Raw genomic sequence first — 19,463 nt, forward strand, 5'->3', positions numbered from 1 at the left:
TCAGATGGTGAACGCCAGGTTCCGGGTCAGCTGCCGGCCCAGTTCGGTATCGCCCCGGAAGTCGATGCGGTCCAGTGCGGTGTCGGGGTCGACGCGCCCCCCGCCGAGCCGCACCAGCAGACCCGAATCCAGTTCCAGCGTCACCGTGGCCTCCCGATCGGGGGTGGACACATACGCGGCCCGGTCGCCGACCTCGATATGAAGTGTCCGGGCGAGGGGCCCGGTCAGCCGGAGGGTGATCAGTGAACCAGCCGGTGCTCCACCGCGTTTCGCGAGTACCCGAGGCAGCGACTGCGCGAACTCCGTGAACGCCACCTCGCCGCGCGCGCCGCCCTCCTCGACCTGTTCGCCCAGCGCGTCGGCGATATCGAGTTCGTGCATCCAGCAGTCGAACAACCGAACCCGCATGAACCGCGCGTAGGGCACCTCACCGACCGGGGACTGCGAGGGCGCCAGCCACGCCTGATCGTCCATCGCGGACAACGCTTTCCGGCGGCGATCGATCACCTCGTGGTACATCCGCAGCAGTTCCGCGCCGGACCGTGGCCGCAACCGCTGCAACCAGATCTCGTTCAGCGCCCCGATATCGTTGCGGACGTGCGGCAATGTCTTGACGTCGATCTCGGGTGCTTGCGCCGTGCGGGCCGGTGGCTTATCGCCGAGCAGTAGCGATTCGGTGCCGATGATATGGCCGATGACATCGAAAACCGTCCAGCCGGGCAGGGGGGACGGCGTCCGCCACCGGTCCTCGTCGAGCCCGCCGACCAGGTCGGCCAGGGCGTCGAACTGGCCGGACAGCAGCCGGACGAGTTCGGGGCGGTCGGGGAGATCGGGCATGGGGGTGCCTTCCGTGGACTGGGCGTGGGCAGTTCGGTGCGGAATCCGGATCAGCCGGAATCGGAATCGGTTTCGGTGGCCGCGGTGTCGAGGGCGGCCAAACCGGCCCGGAGCGCGGCCGCGACCCGCTCCGGCTCGCGCGAGCGGCGCAGTACGAGACCGGACACGAACCGGAACTTGTCCCCGTGTGTGCGGGGGAGTACGTGCAAATGCACATGGCCGACCGTCTGGAATGCCGCCTTGCCGTCGTTGATCAGTAGGTTCGCGCCGTCGGCAGCGAATGCCGGACCCTGTACCGCCCGCGCGATCCGATGCCCGGCCCGGAACAGTCCGGCGCCGGCTTCCGCGTCGAGTTCGGACAGATCGGTGGCGTGGCTCTTGGGAATCACCAGAGTGTGCCCGCGGGTGATCGGCCGGATATCGAGGAACGCGCAGACGGTGTCGTCCTCGTAGACCCGATGGGCCGGTGCGGCACCCGCCACGATCAGGCAGAAAACACATTCGCTCACAGGGCGACTCTACGACGTACGGCCCGGCCGGGACCGGCGGCCGGGTGGAATTAGCAAACTTTTCAGACCCGCTGGAACGGTTCGGTCATTGACCGTTTTGATCAGCATTTACCGATGCGAAGGTACTGGGCCCTGCGGCATGGATGTGACGGGCATCTCAGCTAATCTCACTTCCGTCGATGTACGGTGGCGAGGATTTCGGGCGGGGTGTTCACGAACACCCCGCCCGGCGCCGTAATCGGCGGCCGGAGACAGTAGGAGAGGGAAACAGACAAGTGGAGACAACGCAGACCGTGAGCGATTCGTCGCCGCGCGGGGCGCGTGTCGGTGTCGTTCGCGAAACCGCCGCGGGCGAGCGGCGGGTCGCCCTGGTGCCGAAGATCATTCCGGCCCTGGTGAAACAGGGAGTGGAGGTCGTGGTCGAAGCCGGAGCCGGACAGGGCGCGCTCATTCCCGATACCGCCTACACCGAGGCCGGTGCCACCATCGGCGATGCCTGGTCGGCCGATGTGGTCGTGAAGGTCGCGCCGCCCACCGATGCCGAGGTCGCGAAACTGGCCGCAGGCCGGACGCTCATCGGATTCCTGGCGCCGCGCAATGCCGACAACCAGATCGACGCACTGAAGAAGCAGCAGGTGCAGGCGTTCGCCGTCGAGGCGATCCCGCGGATCTCGCGGGCGCAGGTCATGGACGCACTGTCCTCGCAGGCCAATGTCGCCGGATACAAGGCAGTACTGCTGGCGGCCTCGGAATCGACCCGTTTCTTCCCCATGCTGACCACCGCCGCCGGAACCGTGAAACCGGCGACCGTGCTGGTGCTCGGTGTCGGCGTCGCCGGGTTGCAGGCGCTGGCCACGGCCAAACGGCTCGGCGGGCGGACCACCGGCTACGACGTGCGACCCGAGGTCGCCGATCAGGTCCGGTCGGTCGGTGCGCAGTGGCTCGATCTCGGTATCGACGCCGCCGGTGAGGGCGGATACGCCCGCGAACTGAGCGACGAGGAGAAGGCGAAACAGCAGCAGGCCCTCGAAGACGCGATCAAGGGTTTCGATGTGGTGATCACGACCGCGCTGGTGCCGGGCCGTCCCGCGCCGCGACTGGTGACCGCCGCCGCCGTCGCCGGGATGAAACCCGGCAGCGTGATCGTGGACCTGGCCGGCGAAACCGGCGGCAACTGCGAACTCACCGAACCCGGCGAAACCGTGGTCAAGCACGACGTGACGATCAGTTCGCCGCTGAACCTGCCCGCCACCATGCCCGAGCACGCCAGTGAGCTGTATTCGAAGAATATTTCGGCACTGCTGGAACTGATGCTCGCCGACGGCGAACTGAAACCGGACTTCTCCGATCAGGTGCTGGCCGATTCCTGCGTCACCCGTGACGCCGAACCGACAACGAAAGCCGAATGATGTACAGCGAGCTGCTGGCGAATATCGCCATTCTGGTGCTCTCCGGGTTCGTGGGTTTCGCGGTGATCTCCAAGGTCCCCAATACCCTGCACACCCCGCTGATGTCGGGAACCAACGCTATCCACGGCATCGTCGTACTGGGTGCGCTGGTCACCCTGGGCCGGATGGAGGACCCCTCGATCGGGGTGCAGATCATCCTCTTCGTAGCCCTGGTGTTCGGAACCCTGAACGTGATCGGCGGTTTCGTGGTGACCGACCGGATGCTGGGCATGTTCAAAGGTAAGAAGCCCGGCGCGGGTGCCGAGAAGGCAGGTCAGTGATCCATGGACAATCTGGTCGATATCCTCTACATCCTGTCCTTCGCCCTCTTCATCTACGGCCTGATGGGGCTCACCGGCCCGAAGACCGCGGTCCGGGGTAACTGGATCGCCGCGGCCGGTATGGCCCTCGCGGTGGTCGCCACGCTCATCGCCGTCCGCGATACGAGCAACTGGATCCTCATCGTCGCCGGTCTGGCGGTCGGTGTGGGCCTGGGTGTGCCGCCCGCCCTGCGCACCAAGATGACCGCCATGCCGCAGCTGGTGGCGGCCTTCAACGGTGTCGGTGGCGGTACGGTCGCGCTGATCGCGTGGGCCGAATTCATCGATACCACCGGGTTCTCCACCTTCCATCACGGTGAGGAACCGACGGTGCACATCATCGTCGGTTCGCTGTTCGCCGCGATTATCGGCTCCATCTCGTTCTGGGGGTCGCTCATCGCGTTCGGGAAACTCCAGGAGATCCTGCCCGGTAAACCGATCGGCCTGGGCAAACTGCAGCAGCCGGTGAACCTGCTGCTGCTGGTGGCCGCGATCGCCGCGGCGGTAGTGATCGGTCTCGGTGCCTCCGACGGTGGCGTTACGCAGTGGTGGATGGTCGGGCTGCTGCTGGCGGCGGGCGTGCTGGGTCTCATGGTCGTGCTGCCCATCGGCGGCGCCGATATGCCGGTGGTCATCTCGCTGCTGAACGCTCTCACCGGGTTGTCGGCCGCGGCGGCCGGTCTCGCGCTGAACAACACCGCCATGATCGTGGCCGGCATGATCGTCGGCGCGTCCGGCACCATCCTCACCAACCTCATGGCCAAGGCCATGAACCGCTCCATCCCGGCGATCGTCGCCGGTGGATTCGGTGGCGGCGGTACGGTTGCCGCTGCCGGTAACGGTGAGCAGAAGCAGGCCAAGGCGACCTCCGCTGCCGACGCCGCGATCCAGATGGCGTACGCCAACCAGGTGATCGTGGTCCCCGGCTACGGGATGGCCGTCGCCCAGGCGCAGCACGCGGTGAAGGAGATGGCGGGCCTGCTCGAAGCCAAGGGGGTGGAGGTCAAATACGCCATCCATCCGGTGGCCGGCCGGATGCCCGGGCATATGAACGTGCTGCTCGCCGAGGCCGAGGTGTCCTACGACGCCATGAAGGAAATGGACGATATCAACGGCGAATTCGGCCGCACCGATGTCGCCCTGGTGATCGGCGCCAACGATGTCACCAACCCCGCCGCTCGCGAGGATTCGGCCAGCCCGATCTACGGAATGCCGATCCTCAACGTCGACCAGGCGAAATCGGTGATCGTGCTGAAGCGTTCGATGAACAGCGGGTTCGCCGGAATCGACAATCCGCTCTTCTACGCCGACCACACCGCCATGCTCTTCGGTGACGCGAAGAAATCGGTGGGCGCGGTCACCGAGGAACTCAAGGCCCTGTAAACGCGCGGGAGTCCGTGCCGGCGGCCCCGGTGCGCGTTCGGCCACACTGCCGACCGTGTGCCGGGGCCGTGTGCTGTTAACGTCGACGAATGGCGGATCTCGGCGTAAAACTTCTGCGTACCCGGTGGTTCGTACGAGCCCCGATCTGGGCGTTCCGCGCCCGCCTCGGCTTTCTCTTCGGGGGCCGGCTACTCCTGCTGGAGCATACGGGCCGTGCCTCCGGGAAAGCGCGGTATGTCGCACTGGAAACAGTGGACCGTCCCGGCACCGATACCGTGATCATCGCTTCGGGCTTCGGCGAGACTTCGCAGTGGTACCAGAATCTGCTGGCCGACCCACGCTGCCGGGTGAGCATCGGCACCCGCTACCGGGCCCCCGCGGTGGCCCGGCCACTGGAGCGTCAGGAGACGGCGGTGGTGCTGGCGGATTATCGGATCCGCCATCCGAAGGCCTACCGGAAGCTGAGCGGCATCATCGAGCAGGCCACCGGCCGGGGGATCGATACGGTGCCGATGGTCGAGTTGTCCATCAGGTCCTGAGCCCCGGCCCCGTGTTCCGTCCTGTCGGCCGGGGCACGGTGTGATCCCGGCTCGCCGAGAGCGCTTCGCTACGGCGATCATCGGCGGCAGTCCCGGCGGTCAGTTCGTGGACGTGGGAAAATGGGTGGACGGTGCGGTCCATGCAGGCAGATCATGGTCGGCGATGTCCGAACGCAACGAACCACTTCGCCTGATCGAATTCGATCCCGCCACCGCAGACCCCGCCGACGCACTGCCCTGGTCGGCCGTCCTCGATTCCTATTCCACCCCGCGGGACCTGCTCGACATGCTCACCCTCAGCCTCTTCGGCCGGGGCGTGCAGCCGTACTACCGCAAGAAACAGCTGGATCGAGTGCGTCCGGACGCCCTGCTGCGGCCGCCGGGTTCGCAGATCTCACGTTCGGTCGTGGAAGCCGATTCGCAGTCGATTCTGGTGCTCGGCGAGGGCTGGACCCTGCGTGCCGACCGGTGGGCCGATAAATCGGCCACGCTGGAAGTGGTCGCGGTGAGCGACGAGCTGGCCGAACGAATCGTCACGGAATCGGTCCACGATGCCGAACAGCCCACCCCCACCGACCTGACCGCGGTGAAAATGGGCTTCTGGCATCAGGGCGACCGCGGCGCGACCCGGCGAGCCCTGGCCGTCACCACCCCCGAATGGCCGGAGATCCGGGGCAATTACGGCGCGCCGGTCGCGGGTGCGCTGGACCGGTTGATGGCGATGCGCCCGGCTGATATCCGGGGCCGGTTGCTGCTCCTGCACGGCCCGCCCGGTACCGGTAAGACCACGGCCCTGCGTTCGCTCGCCCGAGCCTGGTCCCCGTGGTGCCAGGCCGACTGCGTACTCGACCCGGAGATGCTGTTCGCCAAACCCGGCTACCTGATGCGGGCCGCGATGGGTGCCGAAGGCGAGGACGACGAATCGGACCGCTGGCGGCTGCTGATCCTGGAGGACTGCGACGAGCTGATCCACGCCGAAGCCAAATCCTCCTCGGGACAGGGTCTGTCCCGGCTCCTCAATCTCACCGACGGAATGCTGGGCCAGGGCCGTGACGTACTGGTCGCCATCAGCACCAACGAGGACCTGTCCCGGTTACATCCGGCCGTGACCCGGCCCGGTCGGTGTCTGGCGCAGGTGGAAATCGGCAAACTGACTGCCACCGAAGCGCGGACCTGGCTGGGCGATACCCCCGCCGATATTCCGGCCACCGGCGCCACACTCGCCGAACTCGTCGCACTCCGGGACCGCGCCGAAAGCATCGCGGTACGTACCGAGTACGCCGAGGGCGGAATGTATCTGTAGCAACTGCCGACCGGAAGTGATGAACGGCCTCGGCCATCCATATCCAGCCATTCGTGCTTGCCCTCGCGGTGCCCGGGTACGGGTGGACTGCGGCGGCGGTAACCTACGGCTCGGCTTTGGTGTCCGCGGTGGCGGTGATCCGATCGCCGCGGGCGATCCGTACGCCTGCTGATCGAACTACTGCTCGGGCACCTGCTTCCCCATCCTGATCGGTGCGGAACGCGCCGCGGTTATCGTTGATGGATGGATGCATTGGCGGCGCTGCTCGAAGGCCCGCGGGCCCGGGGAGCGTTCGTGCTGCGTTCGATGCTGCGCCCGCCGTGGTCGCTGCGGATCCGGGACGAATCGCCGCTGACGCTCGTTGCCGTGGTCCGAGGATGGGCGTGGGTGCTCACCGCCGACGGCGAGCCGCGGCGGATCGCGTCCGGTGACGTCGCGGTGCTCCGGGGGCCGCGGCCCTACACCGTCGCCGACGATCCCGCGACCGAACCGCAGATCCTGATCAACCCGGGGCAGGTCACCACGACTCTGGACGGTGAAGTGCTCTGCGAGACGATGAGTCTCGGAGTACGGCAATGGGGCAACGATCCGGACGGGGAAACGGTGCTGGTCACCGGATCCTACGAATATGTGGGCGCGGTGAGCCGGCGGCTGTTGCGCGCACTGCCGCCGATGCTGGTGCTGCCCCGCGGCCGTTCCGACGACCGGCTGCTCGACCTGCTCACCGACGAAACCATCAAGGATCTACCCGCCCAAGGCGTGGTGCTGGACCGCCTGCTGGACCTGCTGCTCATCTCGACCCTGCGCACCTGGTTCTCCGGCGCCGAGGCGCCACCGTGGTACCACGCCTACGGCGACCCGCTGGTCGGAAAGGCCCTGCGGCTACTCCAGCACAACCCCGCCCATCCGTGGACCGTGGCCGCGCTGGCCCAGGAAGCCGGGGCATCGCGGGCAGCGCTGGCCCGCCGGTTCACCGAACTGGTCGGGGAACCACCCATGGCATTCCTCACCGAATGGCGTCTCGACCTGGCTGCCGACCTGCTACAAGGCACCGAGGACACGGTCGAGGCCATCGCCCGCCGAGTCGGGTACGGCAGTGCGTTCGCCTTGAGTACCGCATTCAAACGGCACTTCGGAGTCAGCCCGCGGGAACACCGGACCGGCGGCGCGCCTGCGGTCTCCTCGGCCAGTTGATCCGGATCCGGCGTAGCGGCCGTGTCTGCCGACCGGCCCGGTATGGTCGGCCGGGTGACGACGCAGTATCCGGTGCTCTGGCCGGTGCCCACCCGATGGGCCGATAACGACCACTACGGGCACGTGAACAACGTGACCTACTACGCGTACTTCGATACCGCCGTAAATGCGTGGCTGATCGACGCGACCGGCACCGATATCCGTGAACTGCCCGCGATCGGGATCGTCGCGGAGACGTCCTGCCGGTTCCACGCCTCGCTCAGCTTTCCGGACACGCTGCAGGTCGGTCTGCGAATCGCCCGCCTCGGCCGCTCCAGCATCACCTACGACCTGGCGATCTTCCGGGAAGCCGGACAGGACCTGGAACTCGCTGCCACCGGCACCTTCGTCCATGTCTATGTGGACGAGGAAACACGTAAACCGGTCGAGATCCCCGAGGTCATCCGTAGCGCTGCCCGGACACTGGTCACCGAGGACCCGGGAACCTAGCGCGCGCCGCAGACCACAGATCGCGCCGACCGGCCACGTACCCCGCTACGTGCACTTGATCGTGGGCGTTGCTCGGGGTCGAATCGCTGCTCACGCCGGGCTTTCCATGATATTGCCGCCGGTGGTGTTCAGTGATTGTTGCGCGGTCATTCGCTCCGTCGAAGTGCTCCGCGGGGCCGTTCCGCTTCGTTGGTTCGGTAGCTCGGCCTGATCGGCATCGGTGGATATCGGGGGCAGATATCAACTGCCGGGGTTTACCAGGGCGGCTTGGAAGCGGCGCATACCGCGGATCCAGCGGTCGTAGTCCGCGCCCTTGTTCCGGTACATCTGCAGGACTTCCGGGTGCGGGAGGATCAGGAAATCGCCGGCCGCGACCCCGGCCAGGACTGTGTCGGCGACCTCTTCGGGGCTGAGTACGGCTCCCGCTGATTTCACGGCGGTGATCGCCAACCGGCCCGCTTCGGCGTTGTTCTCCGGGATCATCCCCTCCCGGAGAAGTGCCGTGTCCACTCCCATCGGGCAGAGGCAGCTGACGCCGATTCCCTTGTCGCCGTAAGTGATCGACAACCATTCCGCGAAGCCGACCGCGGCGTGTTTGGAGACCGAGTACGGTGCGGAGCCCAGTTGAGTGAGCAGGCCGGCGGCGGAGGCGGTGCTGACGAAGTAGCCGCTGCCGCGTTCCAGCCAGCCGGGGACGAGGAGGCGGGCGGCGCGGATATGGGCGAGGGTGTTGACCTCGAGGGCGGCCGACCATTGCGCGTCGGTGCTGTCCAGGCCCGCGCCGCCGCCGATACCGGCGTTCGCGAAATAGAAGTCGACGGGGCCGAAGGCGGATTCCGTGGCCGCGATCAGTTGCGCGATCACCTCGGGGTCGGCGGCGTCCCCGCCGGCGGAGATAGCGGCGTCTCCGATATCGTCCGCGACCTTCGCCGCGGTGGCGGGGTCGAGGTCGGCGACGACGACCTTCGCGCCGTGGCCGGCCAGCCCTCGGGCCAGTGCCGCGCCGATACCGGATCCACCGCCGGTGACGATGGCGGTCCGGCCGGTGAAGGCGTCCGTTACTGTGCCTGAGTGCTCCATGTCGGCACCCTATCTCTTGCTGCGACACAAGCCTAGATATGTCGCTAAATAGGAATGGTAGGTCGTTGTGGTTCAGGCGCCCTCGGCCAGGCGGCGCAGCAGGGGCGCGGTGCGCGGGCCCACCAGCTCCTGCATCACCAGGGTCATATTCGTGCGGACCACGCCGGGGATCTTCAGTATCTGCCCGGCGATCCGGTAGAGGTCGTCGGCATCGCGGGCAACCACGCGGACCGTGAGATCGGTGGGGCCGGTCATTCCACACGCCTCCGTCACTTCCGGTACCTCGGCCAGTTCGTCGACCACGGCGTCGAGACGATGCTGGTCCACGACTACCGCAACGAATGCGGAGAGCCGGTACCCCAATGCGCGCGGTTGCACTCGGAGTTCGAAACTGCGCAGGACCCCGGCGGCTTCCCAGCGTGCGAGCCGAGCCTGCACCGTATTGCGGGAAAGTCCGAGCCGGGCGGCCAGTTCCACGCCGGTGGCGCGGGGGCTGGTGGTGAGTTCGAGCAAGAGCCGCGCGTCTGTGGCGTCCAATACCTGGTCGGTGCTTTCCTGGCTGGTCATATAGCGCAGTATGACAGCCCTGGACCTCCGAAAACCGTGCGAAATGCTCAGTTTCCGGATCGAGACTTGCGCAGTTCGCCTAAGCGTGGATGCTGTGTGTTGTAGGCCACATCAGCGCGTGACCCGCGTGAGGAGGCGAGGCCGATGTCCGGCACAACCGAGTATCCGGTGCAATTGATCCAGCCCGACGGCGCTCGGGTACACAATCCCGAGTATCAGGCTTTGATCGCCGATATCGGGCCGGACGAACTGTGGCAGCTCTACGAAGACCTGGTGGTGAGCCGGCGGATCGATACCGAGGCCGTCGCCCTCGCCCGGCAGGGGCAGCTGGGTCTGTGGGCCCCGGGGGAGGGGCAGGAAGCCGCGCAGGTCGGTTCGGCACATGCGCTGCAGCCCGACGACTACGTTTTCAGCAGTTACCGCGAGGCGGCGGTCGCCTACTGCCGCGGAGTGGACCCGGGGGCCATCACCCCGATGTGGCGCGGGGTCGCGCATTCGTCGTGGGATCCGGCGGAGATCAATATGACCAACCCGGCGATCGTGGTGGGTGCGCAGGGCCTGCACGCGACCGGTTACGCCTACGCCGCCCATCTCGACGGAGCGGAGATCGCCACTCTCGCCTATTTCGGTGACGGCGCCACCAGCCAGGGCGATATCGCCGAGGCCCTGACCTTCGCCTCCACCTGGAGCGCCCCGGTCGTGTTCTTCTGCCAGAACAACCACTGGGCGATCAGCGAACCCGTGCATCTACAGAGCGCGACCCCGATCGCGCAGCGAGCGGTGGGGCACGGGATCCCGGCGAGCCGGGTGGACGGCAACGATGTGCTGGCCGTCCTGGCCGTCACCCGGCAGGCAGCTGCCCGCGCCCGCACCGGCGGCGGGCCCTTCTTCATCGAGGCCATCACCTACCGGATGGGCCCGCACACCACCGCCGACGACCCGACCCGCTACCGCACCGCCGCGGAAACCGGGGAATGGGCCCGCCGCGACCCGATCCTGCGGATGCGGCGGCTGCTCGAACGCGAAGGGCTGTTCGATCCGGCGGCGCAGCGGCGGGTGGACGAACGCGCGGGCGAGGTGGCGCACCGGATCCGGTCGGCCACGCTCACCATGCCCGATCCCGACCCGCTGGAACTGTTCGACCACGTCTACGCGACCCCGCATCCTCTCGTCGCGGCTCAGCGCCGCGACTACGCCGAATATCTGGCCGACGACCCGGCCTCCGGCGAGAACGTCGCGCCCACCCTGCGCGAGGAAGGAGTCCGCTCATGATCACCACATTCGCCGCGGCGCTCAACGCCGGGTTGCGCACCGCTCTGGAGGACGACCCCAAGGTGGTGCTGATGGGTGAGGACATCGGCCGGTTGGGTGGTGTGTTCCGGGTGACCGATACGCTCCAGAAGGATTTCGGCGACCGCCGCGTGATCGATACGCCGCTGGCCGAATCCGGCATCGTGGGCACGGCGTTCGGGATGGCGCTGCGTGGCTACCGGCCGGTGTGCGAGATCCAGTTCGACGGTTTCGTCTATCCGGCGTTCGATCAGATCGTCTCGCAGGTCGCCAAAATCCATTACCGGACGCGGGGAATGGTGAGCGCTCCGCTCACGATCCGGATTCCGTTCGGCGGCGGGATCGGTTCCGTGGAACATCATTCCGAGTCGCCGGAGGCGTACTTCGCGCATACCGCGGGTCTGCGGGTGGTGTCGCCGAGCAACCCGGCGGACGCCTATACGATGATCCGCCAGGCGATCGCGCTGGACGATCCGGTGATCTTCTTCGAACCCAAGCGCCGCTATTGGGACAAGGCCGAACTGGACCCGGCGGCAACGGATTCGCTGCCGCTGGACCGGGCGCGAGTATGCGTACCGGGTTCGGACGCCACCCTCGTGGCGTACGGGGGCACGGTCGCCACCGCGGTATCCGCGGCGAAAATCGCTACCGAAGAGGGTCTTTCGCTCGAAGTGATCGATCTGCGCAGCCTCGCACCGCTGGATATCGATACCATCGCCGAATCGGTGGACCGGACAGGTCGGTTGATCGTGGTGCACGAAGCGCCGGTCACCGGCGGAATCGGCGCGGAGATCGCGGCCCGGATCACCGAACGCTGCTTCTATCGCCTCGAAGCGCCGGTCCGGCGGGTCGGCGGATTCGATATTCCCTACCCTCCGGCTAAGCTCGAAAAGCATCACCTGCCCGATCCGGACCGCATCTTGGCGGCGGTCGACAGCACGCTTGCCGCCTGAGTGCCCCGCCACCCTGACGCCCAGCCGGAGGTGCCCACCGTGGACGATGCCGCACATGCCGACCCCGGCGAGATCCTGGAGTTCCGCCTGCCCGACCTCGGCGAGGGACTCACCGACGCCGAACTGCAGCACTGGACCGTCGCGGTGGGCGACGAGGTGGAACTGAATCAGACCATCGCCGAAGTGGAAACCGCGAAGGCGGTGGTCGCGCTGCCCTCGCCGTTCGCGGGCACTGTGGTGGAACTGCTCGCCGAACCGGGTACGACGATCGAGGTCGGGGCGCCGCTGCTGCGGATCCGTACCAGCACGCCCGCGCCGGACGGGAACGGTCGTCGTACGTCGGTGCTCGTCGGCTACGGCCCGGAGACGGAGAATCCGCCGTCTCGCCGGCGCCGCCGGCGTGCCACGGCGTCCGCCCCGCCCGCGGAGACGGAGGCTGCCGGGATCGATTACGAGGGGGGTGTCATCGGCGCGGATGCGGGTGCCGGGGCCGGTGGGACGGCCGCGGCGCTTCCGGAACGAACCGGGGCCGAGCACGAGCAGAGTCTTGCCGATACCCAGGCAGACGCGGGCGGGCGTTCGCCGGCCGGAATCGGACGGGGTACGCGGTTCGATGTGGCAGGTGGGGGGCGCGGCACGGCGGCACCGCCGGGTGCAGCACCCGGTGGGGGCGACCTGGCATCGGGGCTCGGCGCGGGTCGGGCAGCCGCCACTCCCGGTGCGCGAAAACTGGCGCGGGAGCTGGGAATCGACCTCTGGTACGTGGCCGGCTCCGGGCCGGAAGGCGCGGTTACCGTCGCGGACGTTCGCGGTGCGGTGCCGGTATCGGAACCCGCACCGCGCGAGCACACCGCCGAGGAGGTCGCGCGTATCGAGCAGCGGGCCGACGGATCGGTTCGGGAGGAGCGCACGCCGATTTCCGGGGTACGCAAGCGCACCGCGGCCGCCATGGTGGCCAGTGCCCGCACGATCCCGCAGGCGTCCACCTCCAGTACGGTCGATATCACGGCATCGCTGGAACTGCTGGATCATCTGCGCGCCACCAAGACATTCGAGGGGCTTACCCCCACACCGCTCGCCTTGGTCGCGAAATCCGTGCTCGCCGCGCTCACCGAGTATCCCGGGATCAACACGTTCTGGGACGAGGCGAATTCGGAGATCGTCACCAGGTATTTCGTCAACCTGGGTATCGCCGTGGCCAGCGAGCGCGGACTACTCGTGCCCAACATCAAAGACGCGCAGACGCTGAGCCTGCGGGAACTGTGTCGGGAGATCGGCTGGCTGGCACAGACCGCCCGCGACGGCCGGGCAGGTCTTTCCGACCTGCGGGGCGGGACGTTCACCATCTCCAATGTCGGCGTGTTCGGGGTCGAATCGGGAACACCGCTGGTCAATCCGGGTGAGGCGGCGATTCTGTGTGTCGGTGCGGTGAACATGCGACCGTGGGTCTTCCGCGGTGAGCTGGCCGTGCGGTCGGTGGTCACGCTGACGCTGAGTTTCGACCACCGCATGATCGACGGAGAACTCGCCGCCCGGTTCCTGGCGGCGGTGGCGGGCGCGCTGGAAGATCCGCTGACCCTGCTCGCCCGGATCTGAGCAGGCCCGCAAGTAGGTGAATTGTCCGGTGGCCGCATGGACGTAGCAGGCCACGCGCGCGTACGGTGGCAAAATCTGTTCCAGACTCTTGGACGAGGAGCTGCGGTGAACGCGGTACTGATCTCGGCTGAAGAACTGCGGGAATCAACGGAAGAAAACCTGCGCCTGCTGGATGTTCGCTGGCAACTGGGTGACCCGGAGGGGCCACAGCAGTACCAGAACGGCCATATCCCGGGCGCGGTGTTCGTCGACCTCGACACCGAACTCGCCGCATTACCCACACCGGCCCAGGGCCGGCATCCGCTGCCGGACCCCGAGCAGCTCCAGAAATGCGCTCGCAGCTGGGGCCTGTGTGCGGGGGACCCGGTCGTGGTCTACGACGCGCTCGGCGGTATGTCGGCCGCGCGGGCGTGGTGGTTGCTGCGCTGGGCCGGGATCACCGATGTGCGCATCCTCGACGGCGGGCTGCCCGCCTGGCTGCGTAGTGGCGGTGACTTGGCGACCGGGGTGGAACCGGACCCCGGACTCGGCGATATCGAACTCGATCCCGGCCGGCTGCCGGTGATCGATGCCGATGCCGCCGCCCGCTGGGAGGGCGTGCTGATCGATGCCCGGGCCGCCGAACGGTATCGCGGCGAACAAGAACCGGTGGACCCCCGAGCCGGGCATATTCCCGGCGCGGTCAGCGCCCCGACCAGCGAGAACCTCGACGAGGACGGCTGCTTTCTGCCGCCGGAGCTGCTGCGCCGGCGGTACCGCGATCTCGGTGGCGAACCGGTCGCGGTGTACTGCGGTTCGGGAATCACCGCCGCGCATGCGATCGCGGCACTCGCGGTTGTGGGCGTGGAGGCGGCCTTGTATCCGGGTTCGTGGTCGCAGTGGGCGCACGATTCGAAACGCCCCGTGGCAACGGGGACCTGATCGAGCCATTTCAGCCGCACCGTCCCGTGATATCGCGCAATACGGCGTGGTCCCCGCCGGTGACCGGGAGCTGATAGCGCACAGCGACAGTGAGATATCTGCCCGCGTAGTAACAGTGCCCCGGACGCGACGGCGGTAACCATTCGGCGGGTGTGCTGTCGCTCTTGTCGGTATTGGTCGCGCGATCGGTGACCTGCAAGTTGTAGTCGATATCATTCGCGAAGCGGATGCGCTGCGCGGGTGACCACGCGGCGGCTCCCATATCCCAGGCGGCGGCCAGCGGATAGATATGGTCCACGGGTAGTTGCCGGGCGTTCTCTTTGCTGAACACCATCCGGTTTCCGGTGTACGGGTCCGCGAGGATGCCGGACTGGACGACGCAGCCCGCGGTGCCCGGCCGGTAGGCGATTTCCACCAGCTGACGGGCCAGCACATTGTTACGGGTATCGCAGCCGTCGTGACCGCCCGGACCGTCGTGATCGTCGGACCAGGCCGGCCCGAAAACGCACCCCTGCCCGGCCCCGCAATCACGCTCGTAGCCGCCGGTGCGCGGGCGTTCGGATACCACCCGGACCGTGGCGAGTAGCTGTTCGAGCTGCGCGCGCCCGGGACTACCGGGTGCGGGCCGCAGGCCGGGCGGGACCGCGCAGGCGGTGAGCAGGCCGAACAAGCAGGCGGTGAGCAGTGCGGAAACCGTGTGAATCTTCCCCCGTGTCATCACGGTTACCGGTATACCCGAGCGTGCCGACAGTTTCCGGCGCCCGGTGGATCACAGCCAGGCTCGGGCCAGCAGTTCGTCGTTGTCGACCCCGCTGCTCCGCGGTGGGAAACGCGTAGCGACCAAGGATGCGATACGTACCCCGTCGTGGCCGATCACCCAGGAACCGCCGCTGTCGAGACATTCGGCGATCTTGGCGAAAGCTGTGAGCAGGAAGGTGATGGCATCCTCGGGACGTTCGGTGCGGGCGAGCCGCTGCGATTCGCCGGGCCGGGACAGATCCAGCCAGACACCGCATTGGCCGTCCAACCGCATACCGACGATATTGCCGGCATCCACGAAGGTGAATTTCCGTCGTTCCCAGGGCGTGGTCGGCGTGTAGCTCTGCTCGAGAACCTGGAGCAGAATTGTCATACTGCTGCCCTCCGCTGTTCGATAGCGCCGCTGTGTGCTGTGGACCGCTGTTCCTGGGCCGGTGTGGGCCGCCTACTGCATGCCGATGCCGGACAGCTCGTCCGGTGCGGGCTCCGCCCGGCTGGCGTGGATGGCGGATAACGACGGTGACCAGCGGATATTTCCCAGTATGTGCCGTCGTGGTCGATAAATCCAGAAATGGCCCGGCGCGCCGGAGCGGGTGCCGGGCGGAAGCAGGTGGGTACGGTGCACCGCGTGTCGGACCCGGCTGATTTGATGGGACGATGCTGCACGGACTGTGGTCGCCCGGAGCCGGGCTACTACTGTGGCGTGCCCCGGGTGAGGAGAGCGAGCCGGTCGGGGGCCTGCTCGGCTCGGTACTGGCGGAGTCGAGGTTCCGGCACCGCGCCGAGGTGCTCCTCGTGGACGAGGCCGGTGCCCGGCGGGAAACGGTCCGGGCCCACGCGCTGGCACCCGCCGCCGCGGCCGCCGCATTGCGGCAGCGGTTGCCACCCGCGGCCGCGGCCGGTGACCTGCGGTTCCTCGCGCATCTCGTACTCGGCTTGGAACGCTGGATACGGGCGGGCGCGGTGGTGCCGGATTTGCGGCGTGAGGATGGCCAGTGGTGGGCCCGCTGGCGGCTGGTCGGTGGTGCCGGTCAGCGCGCCTGGCTCGCCGAACTCGCGGCACTGGCACCCCCGGCCCTGCGCGTCGCAGGGGAACCGGCCGATGTGCTCGCCGATATGGTCACCGAACTGACCGATCCGATGGTGCGCGAACTACTGGCCGCGAATGCCCACGAACACCCGCTGGCCCACGCGCTGGCCGTGGACGGTCCGGTGGAGACGGGCAGCCACCAGGTGGCCGAGGTATTGCGGAAGTGGCGGGAGACGCGGTCGTCCGACGAACCGGAGCTGGTGTTGCGGCTGCGCGAACCGGACGGCGAATTCGCCGAGGTGCCCGGGGATTGCGCGTTGTGGCGGCTGGAGGTCTGCCTGCGCGCCGACGGCGCGGCACCGCGGCCGATCCCGGTGCCGGGAATCGCGGACGAGGTACGGACCGGCCTGGAATGGCTGGGGAAAGCGCAGCGCGCCTACCCACGGCTGCGCGATGTCCCGGCCGATACGCACAGCCTCGACCTGCTGTTGCCGACGGAAGTGGTTGCCGACCTGGTCGCGCACGGTGCACAGGCGCTGTCTGCCGCCGGGATCTCGCTGCTGCTGCCCCGGGCCTGGAATATCACCGAACCCACCCTGCGGCTGCGGGTCAGCGGTGCCGCGGTGCCGGCCGCCGAGAGCACGGTCGGCCTGGACGGGCTGGTGTCCTACCGCTGGGAGCTGGCACTCGGCGATTGCGTGCTGTCCGAGCCCGAGATGCGGCAGTTGATCACGGTGCAATCGGATCTGGTGCGGTTACGCGGGGAATGGGTGCAGGCCGACCACGGTGCCCTCGCCGCTGCCGCGAAATTCGTCGCCTTGCACACCGGCGACAACGAGATCACCCTCGCCGATCTGATCGGGGAGATCGCCGCGAACCAGGTCGGGCGGGTACCGCTCACCGAGGTCACCGCCCAGGGCTGGCCGGCAGCACTTTTCGACTCCGGCCGCGCGCAGGAACCGGTGGCCGCGCCGGCCCGGCTGAAGGCGCAGCTACGCCCGTACCAGGAACGGGGTCTGGCGTGGCTGGCCACGATGAATCGGCTGAACTGCGGGGCGATCCTCGCCGACGATATGGGTCTCGGGAAAACGATCCAGGTGCTCGCGCTGCTGCTGCACGAACGCGAAGGTGACACCATCCCGCGGCCGACGGTGCTGGTGTGCCCGATGTCGGTGGTGGGTAACTGGCAGCGGGAAGCCGCCCGGTTCGCTCCGGATCTCCGGGTTCTGGTGCATCACGGGCCCGGCCGGGCGCAGGGCAGCAATGTGGATTCGGCCGTGGCCGGCGCCGATCTGGTGATCACCACCTACGCGCTGCTCGCCCGCGATATCGCCGACCTGTCCCGTCCGCAATGGGAGCGGGTGGTTCTCGACGAGGCGCAGCACATCAAGAACGCCGCTACCAGGCAGGCGCGGGCAGCGCGGGCGTTACCGGCCCGGCATCGGCTTGCGCTCACCGGCACTCCGGTGGAGAACCGGCTGGAGGAGCTACGTTCCCTCTTCGATTTCGCGGTGCCGAAACTGTTGGGCAGCCCGCAGACCTTCCGTGCCCGTTTCGCCGTCCCGATCGAACGGGAGAACGATCAGAACGCCGTCACCCGGCTGCGCGCCGTCACCTCGCCGTTCCTGTTGCGCCGGGTGAAAACCGACCCGGCCGTGATCGATGATCTCCCGGAGAAATTCGAGATGACCGTGCGGGCCAATCTCACCGTCGAACAGGCGGCGCTGTATCAGGCCGTTGTCGAGGATATGCTCGAAAAACTGCGCGATGCCAAGGGAATGGCCCGGAAAGGGGCCGTACTCGGTGCCCTCACCAAGTTGAAGCAGGTGTGCAACCACCCCGCCCACTTCCTCGGCGATTCCTCCGCCGTACTGCGCCGGGGTGCGCACCGTTCCGGGAAGCTCGCGCTCGTCGAGGATGTGCTCGACGCGGTCCTCGCCGAGGGGGAGAAAGCGCTGCTGTTCACCCAGTTCCGGGAATTCGGCGAACTCGTCGTCCCGTATCTCACCGAACGTTTCGGCGGCCCGGTTCCGTTCCTGCACGGCGGGGTCGCCAAGAAACGCCGTGACGGCATGGTGGAGGCATTCCAGCGGGCCGACGGGCCGCCGCTCATGCTGCTCTCGCTCAAAGCCGGGGGTACGGGCCTGAACCTGACCGCCGCGAATCATGTGGTGCATCTGGACCGCTGGTGGAATCCCGCCGTCGAGAACCAGGCCACCGATCGCGCCTTCCGGATCGGGCAGCAGCGCGCGGTTCAGGTGCGGAAACTGGTCTGCGTCGACACGATCGAGGAGCGGATCGACGAAATGATCACCGGTAAACGCGATCTCGCCGATCTCGCTGTCGGGGTGGGGGAGAACTGGATCACCGAACTCGGCGACGACGATCTGGCCCATTTGTTCCGCCTGGGTGCCGAGGCGGTGGGGGAGTAGTGGCCGATTTCGCCGAATACGGTAAACGCCGGCCGGTATCCGGCGGGGCGTCGACCCGTAACCGCCGTGGCGGGTTTGCCCGCAACTTCTGGGGCAAGGCGCTGCTCGAGGTGATGGAACGGCTTGCCGACCCCGGCCGGCTCGCCCGTGGGCGCACCTACGCGCGGGCGGGGCAGGTGGTGAGTTATCGCATCGAACCGGGGCTCGTCACCGCCGAGGTACAGGGCAGTCAACCGCGTCCGTTCACCACTACCTGCGAGATCCGTCGCCTGCGGCCGGAGGAAGTGGAACTGGTGGTGGAGGTGATCCGGTCCGCGCCGGGGATGCTGGCACGGATCGTGTCCGGGGATCTGCCCCGCGAACTCGCCCCGCACCTGGTACCGGAAACCGCCGCCGATATCGATTTCGGCTGTAGCTGCCCGGATCCGGGCTGGCCGTGCAAGCATGCGATCGCGGTCGTCTGCCTGCTGGCCGAACGGCTGGACGAACATCCCCGCGATCTGCTCGCCGTGCGCGGGTTGAGTATCGAGCGGTTGATCGGCGGAGTCGAAACGGCCACCGACCAGATGGACGAAACCATCGACCCCTACGGCAACGCACTCGAACTACCCGAGCTACCCCTACCACGCGGCGAGCCCGCGCTGGACGAGCTGGATCCGGCGCTGCTGCGGCGCGCGCTGCGCATGCTCTGCGCCGACGAAACCACCGCCGCCGCAGCGAATCGGGCCCTGGTCACGATGTACTCGTCGATGACCGAGAGGTAGTGCCGCGCCGGTATCCGATGGGCGGGCCCACGCCGGTCACGATCATCGC

Annotated in this window: 19 protein-coding genes; 13 read left to right on the forward strand and 6 right to left on the reverse strand. The window is 67.7% G+C overall.

The window, feature by feature from the left end; all coding sequences use genetic code 11:
* Both NS6_RS13880 and NS6_RS13885 read right to left on the reverse strand, forming a co-directional pair.
* Positions 1 to 837 (reverse strand): maleylpyruvate isomerase family mycothiol-dependent enzyme, encoded by an 837-nt coding sequence (locus NS6_RS13880; protein ID WP_068041443.1) that lies wholly within the window; start codon positions 835 to 837, stop codon positions 1 to 3.
* 50 nt (positions 838 to 887) lie between these two features.
* Positions 888 to 1,346: an HIT family protein gene (locus NS6_RS13885; RefSeq protein WP_068041445.1), complete on the reverse strand. Its 459-nt coding sequence runs from the start codon at positions 1,344 to 1,346 to the stop codon at positions 888 to 890.
* Between the two features lie 275 nt (positions 1,347 to 1,621).
* On the opposite strand from NS6_RS13885, the gene NS6_RS13890 reads away from it, so the two are divergent.
* The 7 genes from NS6_RS13890 (at position 1,622) to NS6_RS13920 (ending at position 8,022) form a co-directional block, all read left to right on the forward strand.
* The gene (locus NS6_RS13890) at positions 1,622 to 2,755 is read left to right on the forward strand and encodes a Re/Si-specific NAD(P)(+) transhydrogenase subunit alpha (protein ID WP_068041448.1); all 1,134 of its coding nucleotides are present in this window, start codon (positions 1,622 to 1,624) and stop codon (positions 2,753 to 2,755) included.
* Positions 2,755 to 3,075 (forward strand): NAD(P) transhydrogenase subunit alpha part 2, encoded by a 321-nt coding sequence (locus tag NS6_RS13895; RefSeq protein ID WP_033244390.1) that lies wholly within the window; start codon positions 2,755 to 2,757, stop codon positions 3,073 to 3,075. Before NS6_RS13890 ends, NS6_RS13895 begins: the two co-directional genes overlap by 1 nt.
* Positions 3,076 to 3,078: 3 nt before the next feature.
* Complete coding sequence (locus NS6_RS13900) at positions 3,079 to 4,497, forward strand: NAD(P)(+) transhydrogenase (Re/Si-specific) subunit beta (protein ID WP_068041451.1); 1,419 nt, start codon at positions 3,079 to 3,081, stop codon at positions 4,495 to 4,497.
* Between the two features lie 89 nt (positions 4,498 to 4,586).
* A complete protein-coding gene (locus NS6_RS13905) occupies positions 4,587 to 5,036 on the forward strand; it encodes a nitroreductase family deazaflavin-dependent oxidoreductase (protein ID WP_068041454.1) in 450 nt (149 codons plus the stop codon).
* Between the two features lie 163 nt (positions 5,037 to 5,199).
* A complete protein-coding gene (locus NS6_RS13910; protein ID WP_068041664.1) occupies positions 5,200 to 6,339 on the forward strand; it encodes a DUF5925 domain-containing protein in 1,140 nt (379 codons plus the stop codon).
* 243 nt (positions 6,340 to 6,582) lie between these two features.
* Positions 6,583 to 7,533, forward strand: coding sequence for an AraC family transcriptional regulator (locus NS6_RS13915; RefSeq protein ID WP_068041457.1), 951 nt, complete (start codon positions 6,583 to 6,585; stop codon positions 7,531 to 7,533).
* A gap of 42 nt (positions 7,534 to 7,575) precedes the next feature.
* On the forward strand, positions 7,576 to 8,022 hold the full coding sequence (locus tag NS6_RS13920) for an acyl-CoA thioesterase (RefSeq protein WP_068041668.1): 447 nt from the start codon (positions 7,576 to 7,578) through the stop codon (positions 8,020 to 8,022).
* A gap of 240 nt (positions 8,023 to 8,262) precedes the next feature.
* On the opposite strand, the gene NS6_RS13925 is transcribed toward NS6_RS13920, so the two are convergent.
* Entirely contained in the window at positions 8,263 to 9,102 is an 840-nt protein-coding gene (locus NS6_RS13925; protein WP_068041461.1) for an SDR family oxidoreductase, read from the reverse strand.
* A 72-nt stretch (positions 9,103 to 9,174) separates the two neighbouring features.
* On the reverse strand, positions 9,175 to 9,669 hold the full coding sequence (locus NS6_RS13930) for an Lrp/AsnC family transcriptional regulator (protein WP_068041464.1): 495 nt from the start codon (positions 9,667 to 9,669) through the stop codon (positions 9,175 to 9,177).
* A gap of 144 nt (positions 9,670 to 9,813) precedes the next feature.
* Here NS6_RS13930 and pdhA point away from each other — a divergent pair, with 144 nt between their 5' ends.
* From pdhA to NS6_RS13950, 4 genes are all read left to right on the forward strand, one after another.
* On the forward strand, positions 9,814 to 10,941 hold the full coding sequence (pdhA, locus tag NS6_RS13935) for a pyruvate dehydrogenase (acetyl-transferring) E1 component subunit alpha (protein ID WP_068041466.1): 1,128 nt from the start codon (positions 9,814 to 9,816) through the stop codon (positions 10,939 to 10,941).
* Positions 10,938 to 11,912 carry an alpha-ketoacid dehydrogenase subunit beta gene (locus NS6_RS13940; protein WP_068041469.1) on the forward strand — a complete coding sequence of 325 codons (975 nt, stop codon included), beginning with the start codon at positions 10,938 to 10,940 and terminating at the stop codon, positions 11,910 to 11,912. Before pdhA ends, NS6_RS13940 begins: the two co-directional genes overlap by 4 nt.
* A gap of 39 nt (positions 11,913 to 11,951) precedes the next feature.
* Positions 11,952 to 13,508 (forward strand): dihydrolipoamide acetyltransferase family protein, encoded by a 1,557-nt coding sequence (locus NS6_RS13945; RefSeq protein ID WP_068041673.1) that lies wholly within the window; start codon positions 11,952 to 11,954, stop codon positions 13,506 to 13,508.
* Positions 13,509 to 13,613: 105 nt separating this feature from the next.
* Positions 13,614 to 14,429 (forward strand): sulfurtransferase, encoded by an 816-nt coding sequence (locus tag NS6_RS13950; RefSeq protein WP_068041472.1) that lies wholly within the window; start codon positions 13,614 to 13,616, stop codon positions 14,427 to 14,429.
* A 10-nt stretch (positions 14,430 to 14,439) separates the two neighbouring features.
* Here the strand turns inward: NS6_RS13950 and NS6_RS13955 are convergent, their stop codons facing one another.
* Both NS6_RS13955 and NS6_RS13960 read right to left on the reverse strand, forming a co-directional pair.
* Positions 14,440 to 15,147 carry an HNH endonuclease family protein gene (locus tag NS6_RS13955; RefSeq protein WP_068041475.1) on the reverse strand — a complete coding sequence of 236 codons (708 nt, stop codon included), beginning with the start codon at positions 15,145 to 15,147 and terminating at the stop codon, positions 14,440 to 14,442.
* Positions 15,148 to 15,198: 51 nt separating this feature from the next.
* On the reverse strand, positions 15,199 to 15,561 hold the full coding sequence (locus NS6_RS13960; protein ID WP_068041478.1) for a hypothetical protein: 363 nt from the start codon (positions 15,559 to 15,561) through the stop codon (positions 15,199 to 15,201).
* A gap of 284 nt (positions 15,562 to 15,845) precedes the next feature.
* Between NS6_RS13960 and NS6_RS13965 the strand changes: the two genes are divergently transcribed.
* Both NS6_RS13965 and NS6_RS13970 read left to right on the forward strand, forming a co-directional pair.
* Complete coding sequence (locus tag NS6_RS13965) at positions 15,846 to 18,650, forward strand: DEAD/DEAH box helicase (protein WP_068041480.1); 2,805 nt, start codon at positions 15,846 to 15,848, stop codon at positions 18,648 to 18,650.
* On the forward strand, positions 18,650 to 19,414 hold the full coding sequence (locus NS6_RS13970; protein WP_068041483.1) for an SWIM zinc finger family protein: 765 nt from the start codon (positions 18,650 to 18,652) through the stop codon (positions 19,412 to 19,414). The genes NS6_RS13965 and NS6_RS13970 overlap by 1 nt, the downstream gene beginning before the upstream one ends.
* The last annotated feature ends 49 nt before the right edge of the window (positions 19,415 to 19,463 follow it).

The organism is Nocardia speluncae NBRC 108251 (genome assembly GCF_001613245.1).
Classification (GTDB): Bacteria; Actinomycetota; Actinomycetes; order Mycobacteriales; family Mycobacteriaceae; genus Nocardia; species Nocardia speluncae.

Excerpts from the sequence above, each read along its gene's own strand:
- pdhA (WP_068041466.1), top strand. The coding sequence starts at position 9,814 with ATGTCCGGCACAACCGAGTATCCGGTGCAATTGATCCAGCCCGACGGC.
- NS6_RS13955 (WP_068041475.1), bottom strand. The coding sequence starts at position 15,147 with ATGACACGGGGGAAGATTCACACGGTTTCCGCACTGCTCACCGCCTGC.
- NS6_RS13940 (WP_068041469.1), top strand. The coding sequence starts at position 10,938 with ATGATCACCACATTCGCCGCGGCGCTCAACGCCGGGTTGCGCACCGCT.
- NS6_RS13960 (WP_068041478.1), bottom strand. The coding sequence starts at position 15,561 with ATGACAATTCTGCTCCAGGTTCTCGAGCAGAGCTACACGCCGACCACG.
- NS6_RS13900 (WP_068041451.1), top strand. The coding sequence starts at position 3,079 with ATGGACAATCTGGTCGATATCCTCTACATCCTGTCCTTCGCCCTCTTC.
- NS6_RS13905 (WP_068041454.1), top strand. The coding sequence starts at position 4,587 with ATGGCGGATCTCGGCGTAAAACTTCTGCGTACCCGGTGGTTCGTACGA.
- NS6_RS13930 (WP_068041464.1), bottom strand. The coding sequence starts at position 9,669 with ATGACCAGCCAGGAAAGCACCGACCAGGTATTGGACGCCACAGACGCG.
- NS6_RS13880 (WP_068041443.1), bottom strand. The coding sequence starts at position 837 with ATGCCCGATCTCCCCGACCGCCCCGAACTCGTCCGGCTGCTGTCCGGC.
- NS6_RS13920 (WP_068041668.1), top strand. The coding sequence starts at position 7,576 with ATGGTCGGCCGGGTGACGACGCAGTATCCGGTGCTCTGGCCGGTGCCC.
- NS6_RS13895 (WP_033244390.1), top strand. The coding sequence starts at position 2,755 with ATGTACAGCGAGCTGCTGGCGAATATCGCCATTCTGGTGCTCTCCGGG.
- NS6_RS13910 (WP_068041664.1), top strand. The coding sequence starts at position 5,200 with ATGTCCGAACGCAACGAACCACTTCGCCTGATCGAATTCGATCCCGCC.
- NS6_RS13965 (WP_068041480.1), top strand. The coding sequence starts at position 15,846 with ATGCTGCACGGACTGTGGTCGCCCGGAGCCGGGCTACTACTGTGGCGT.
- NS6_RS13925 (WP_068041461.1), bottom strand. The coding sequence starts at position 9,102 with ATGGAGCACTCAGGCACAGTAACGGACGCCTTCACCGGCCGGACCGCC.
- NS6_RS13915 (WP_068041457.1), top strand. The coding sequence starts at position 6,583 with ATGGATGCATTGGCGGCGCTGCTCGAAGGCCCGCGGGCCCGGGGAGCG.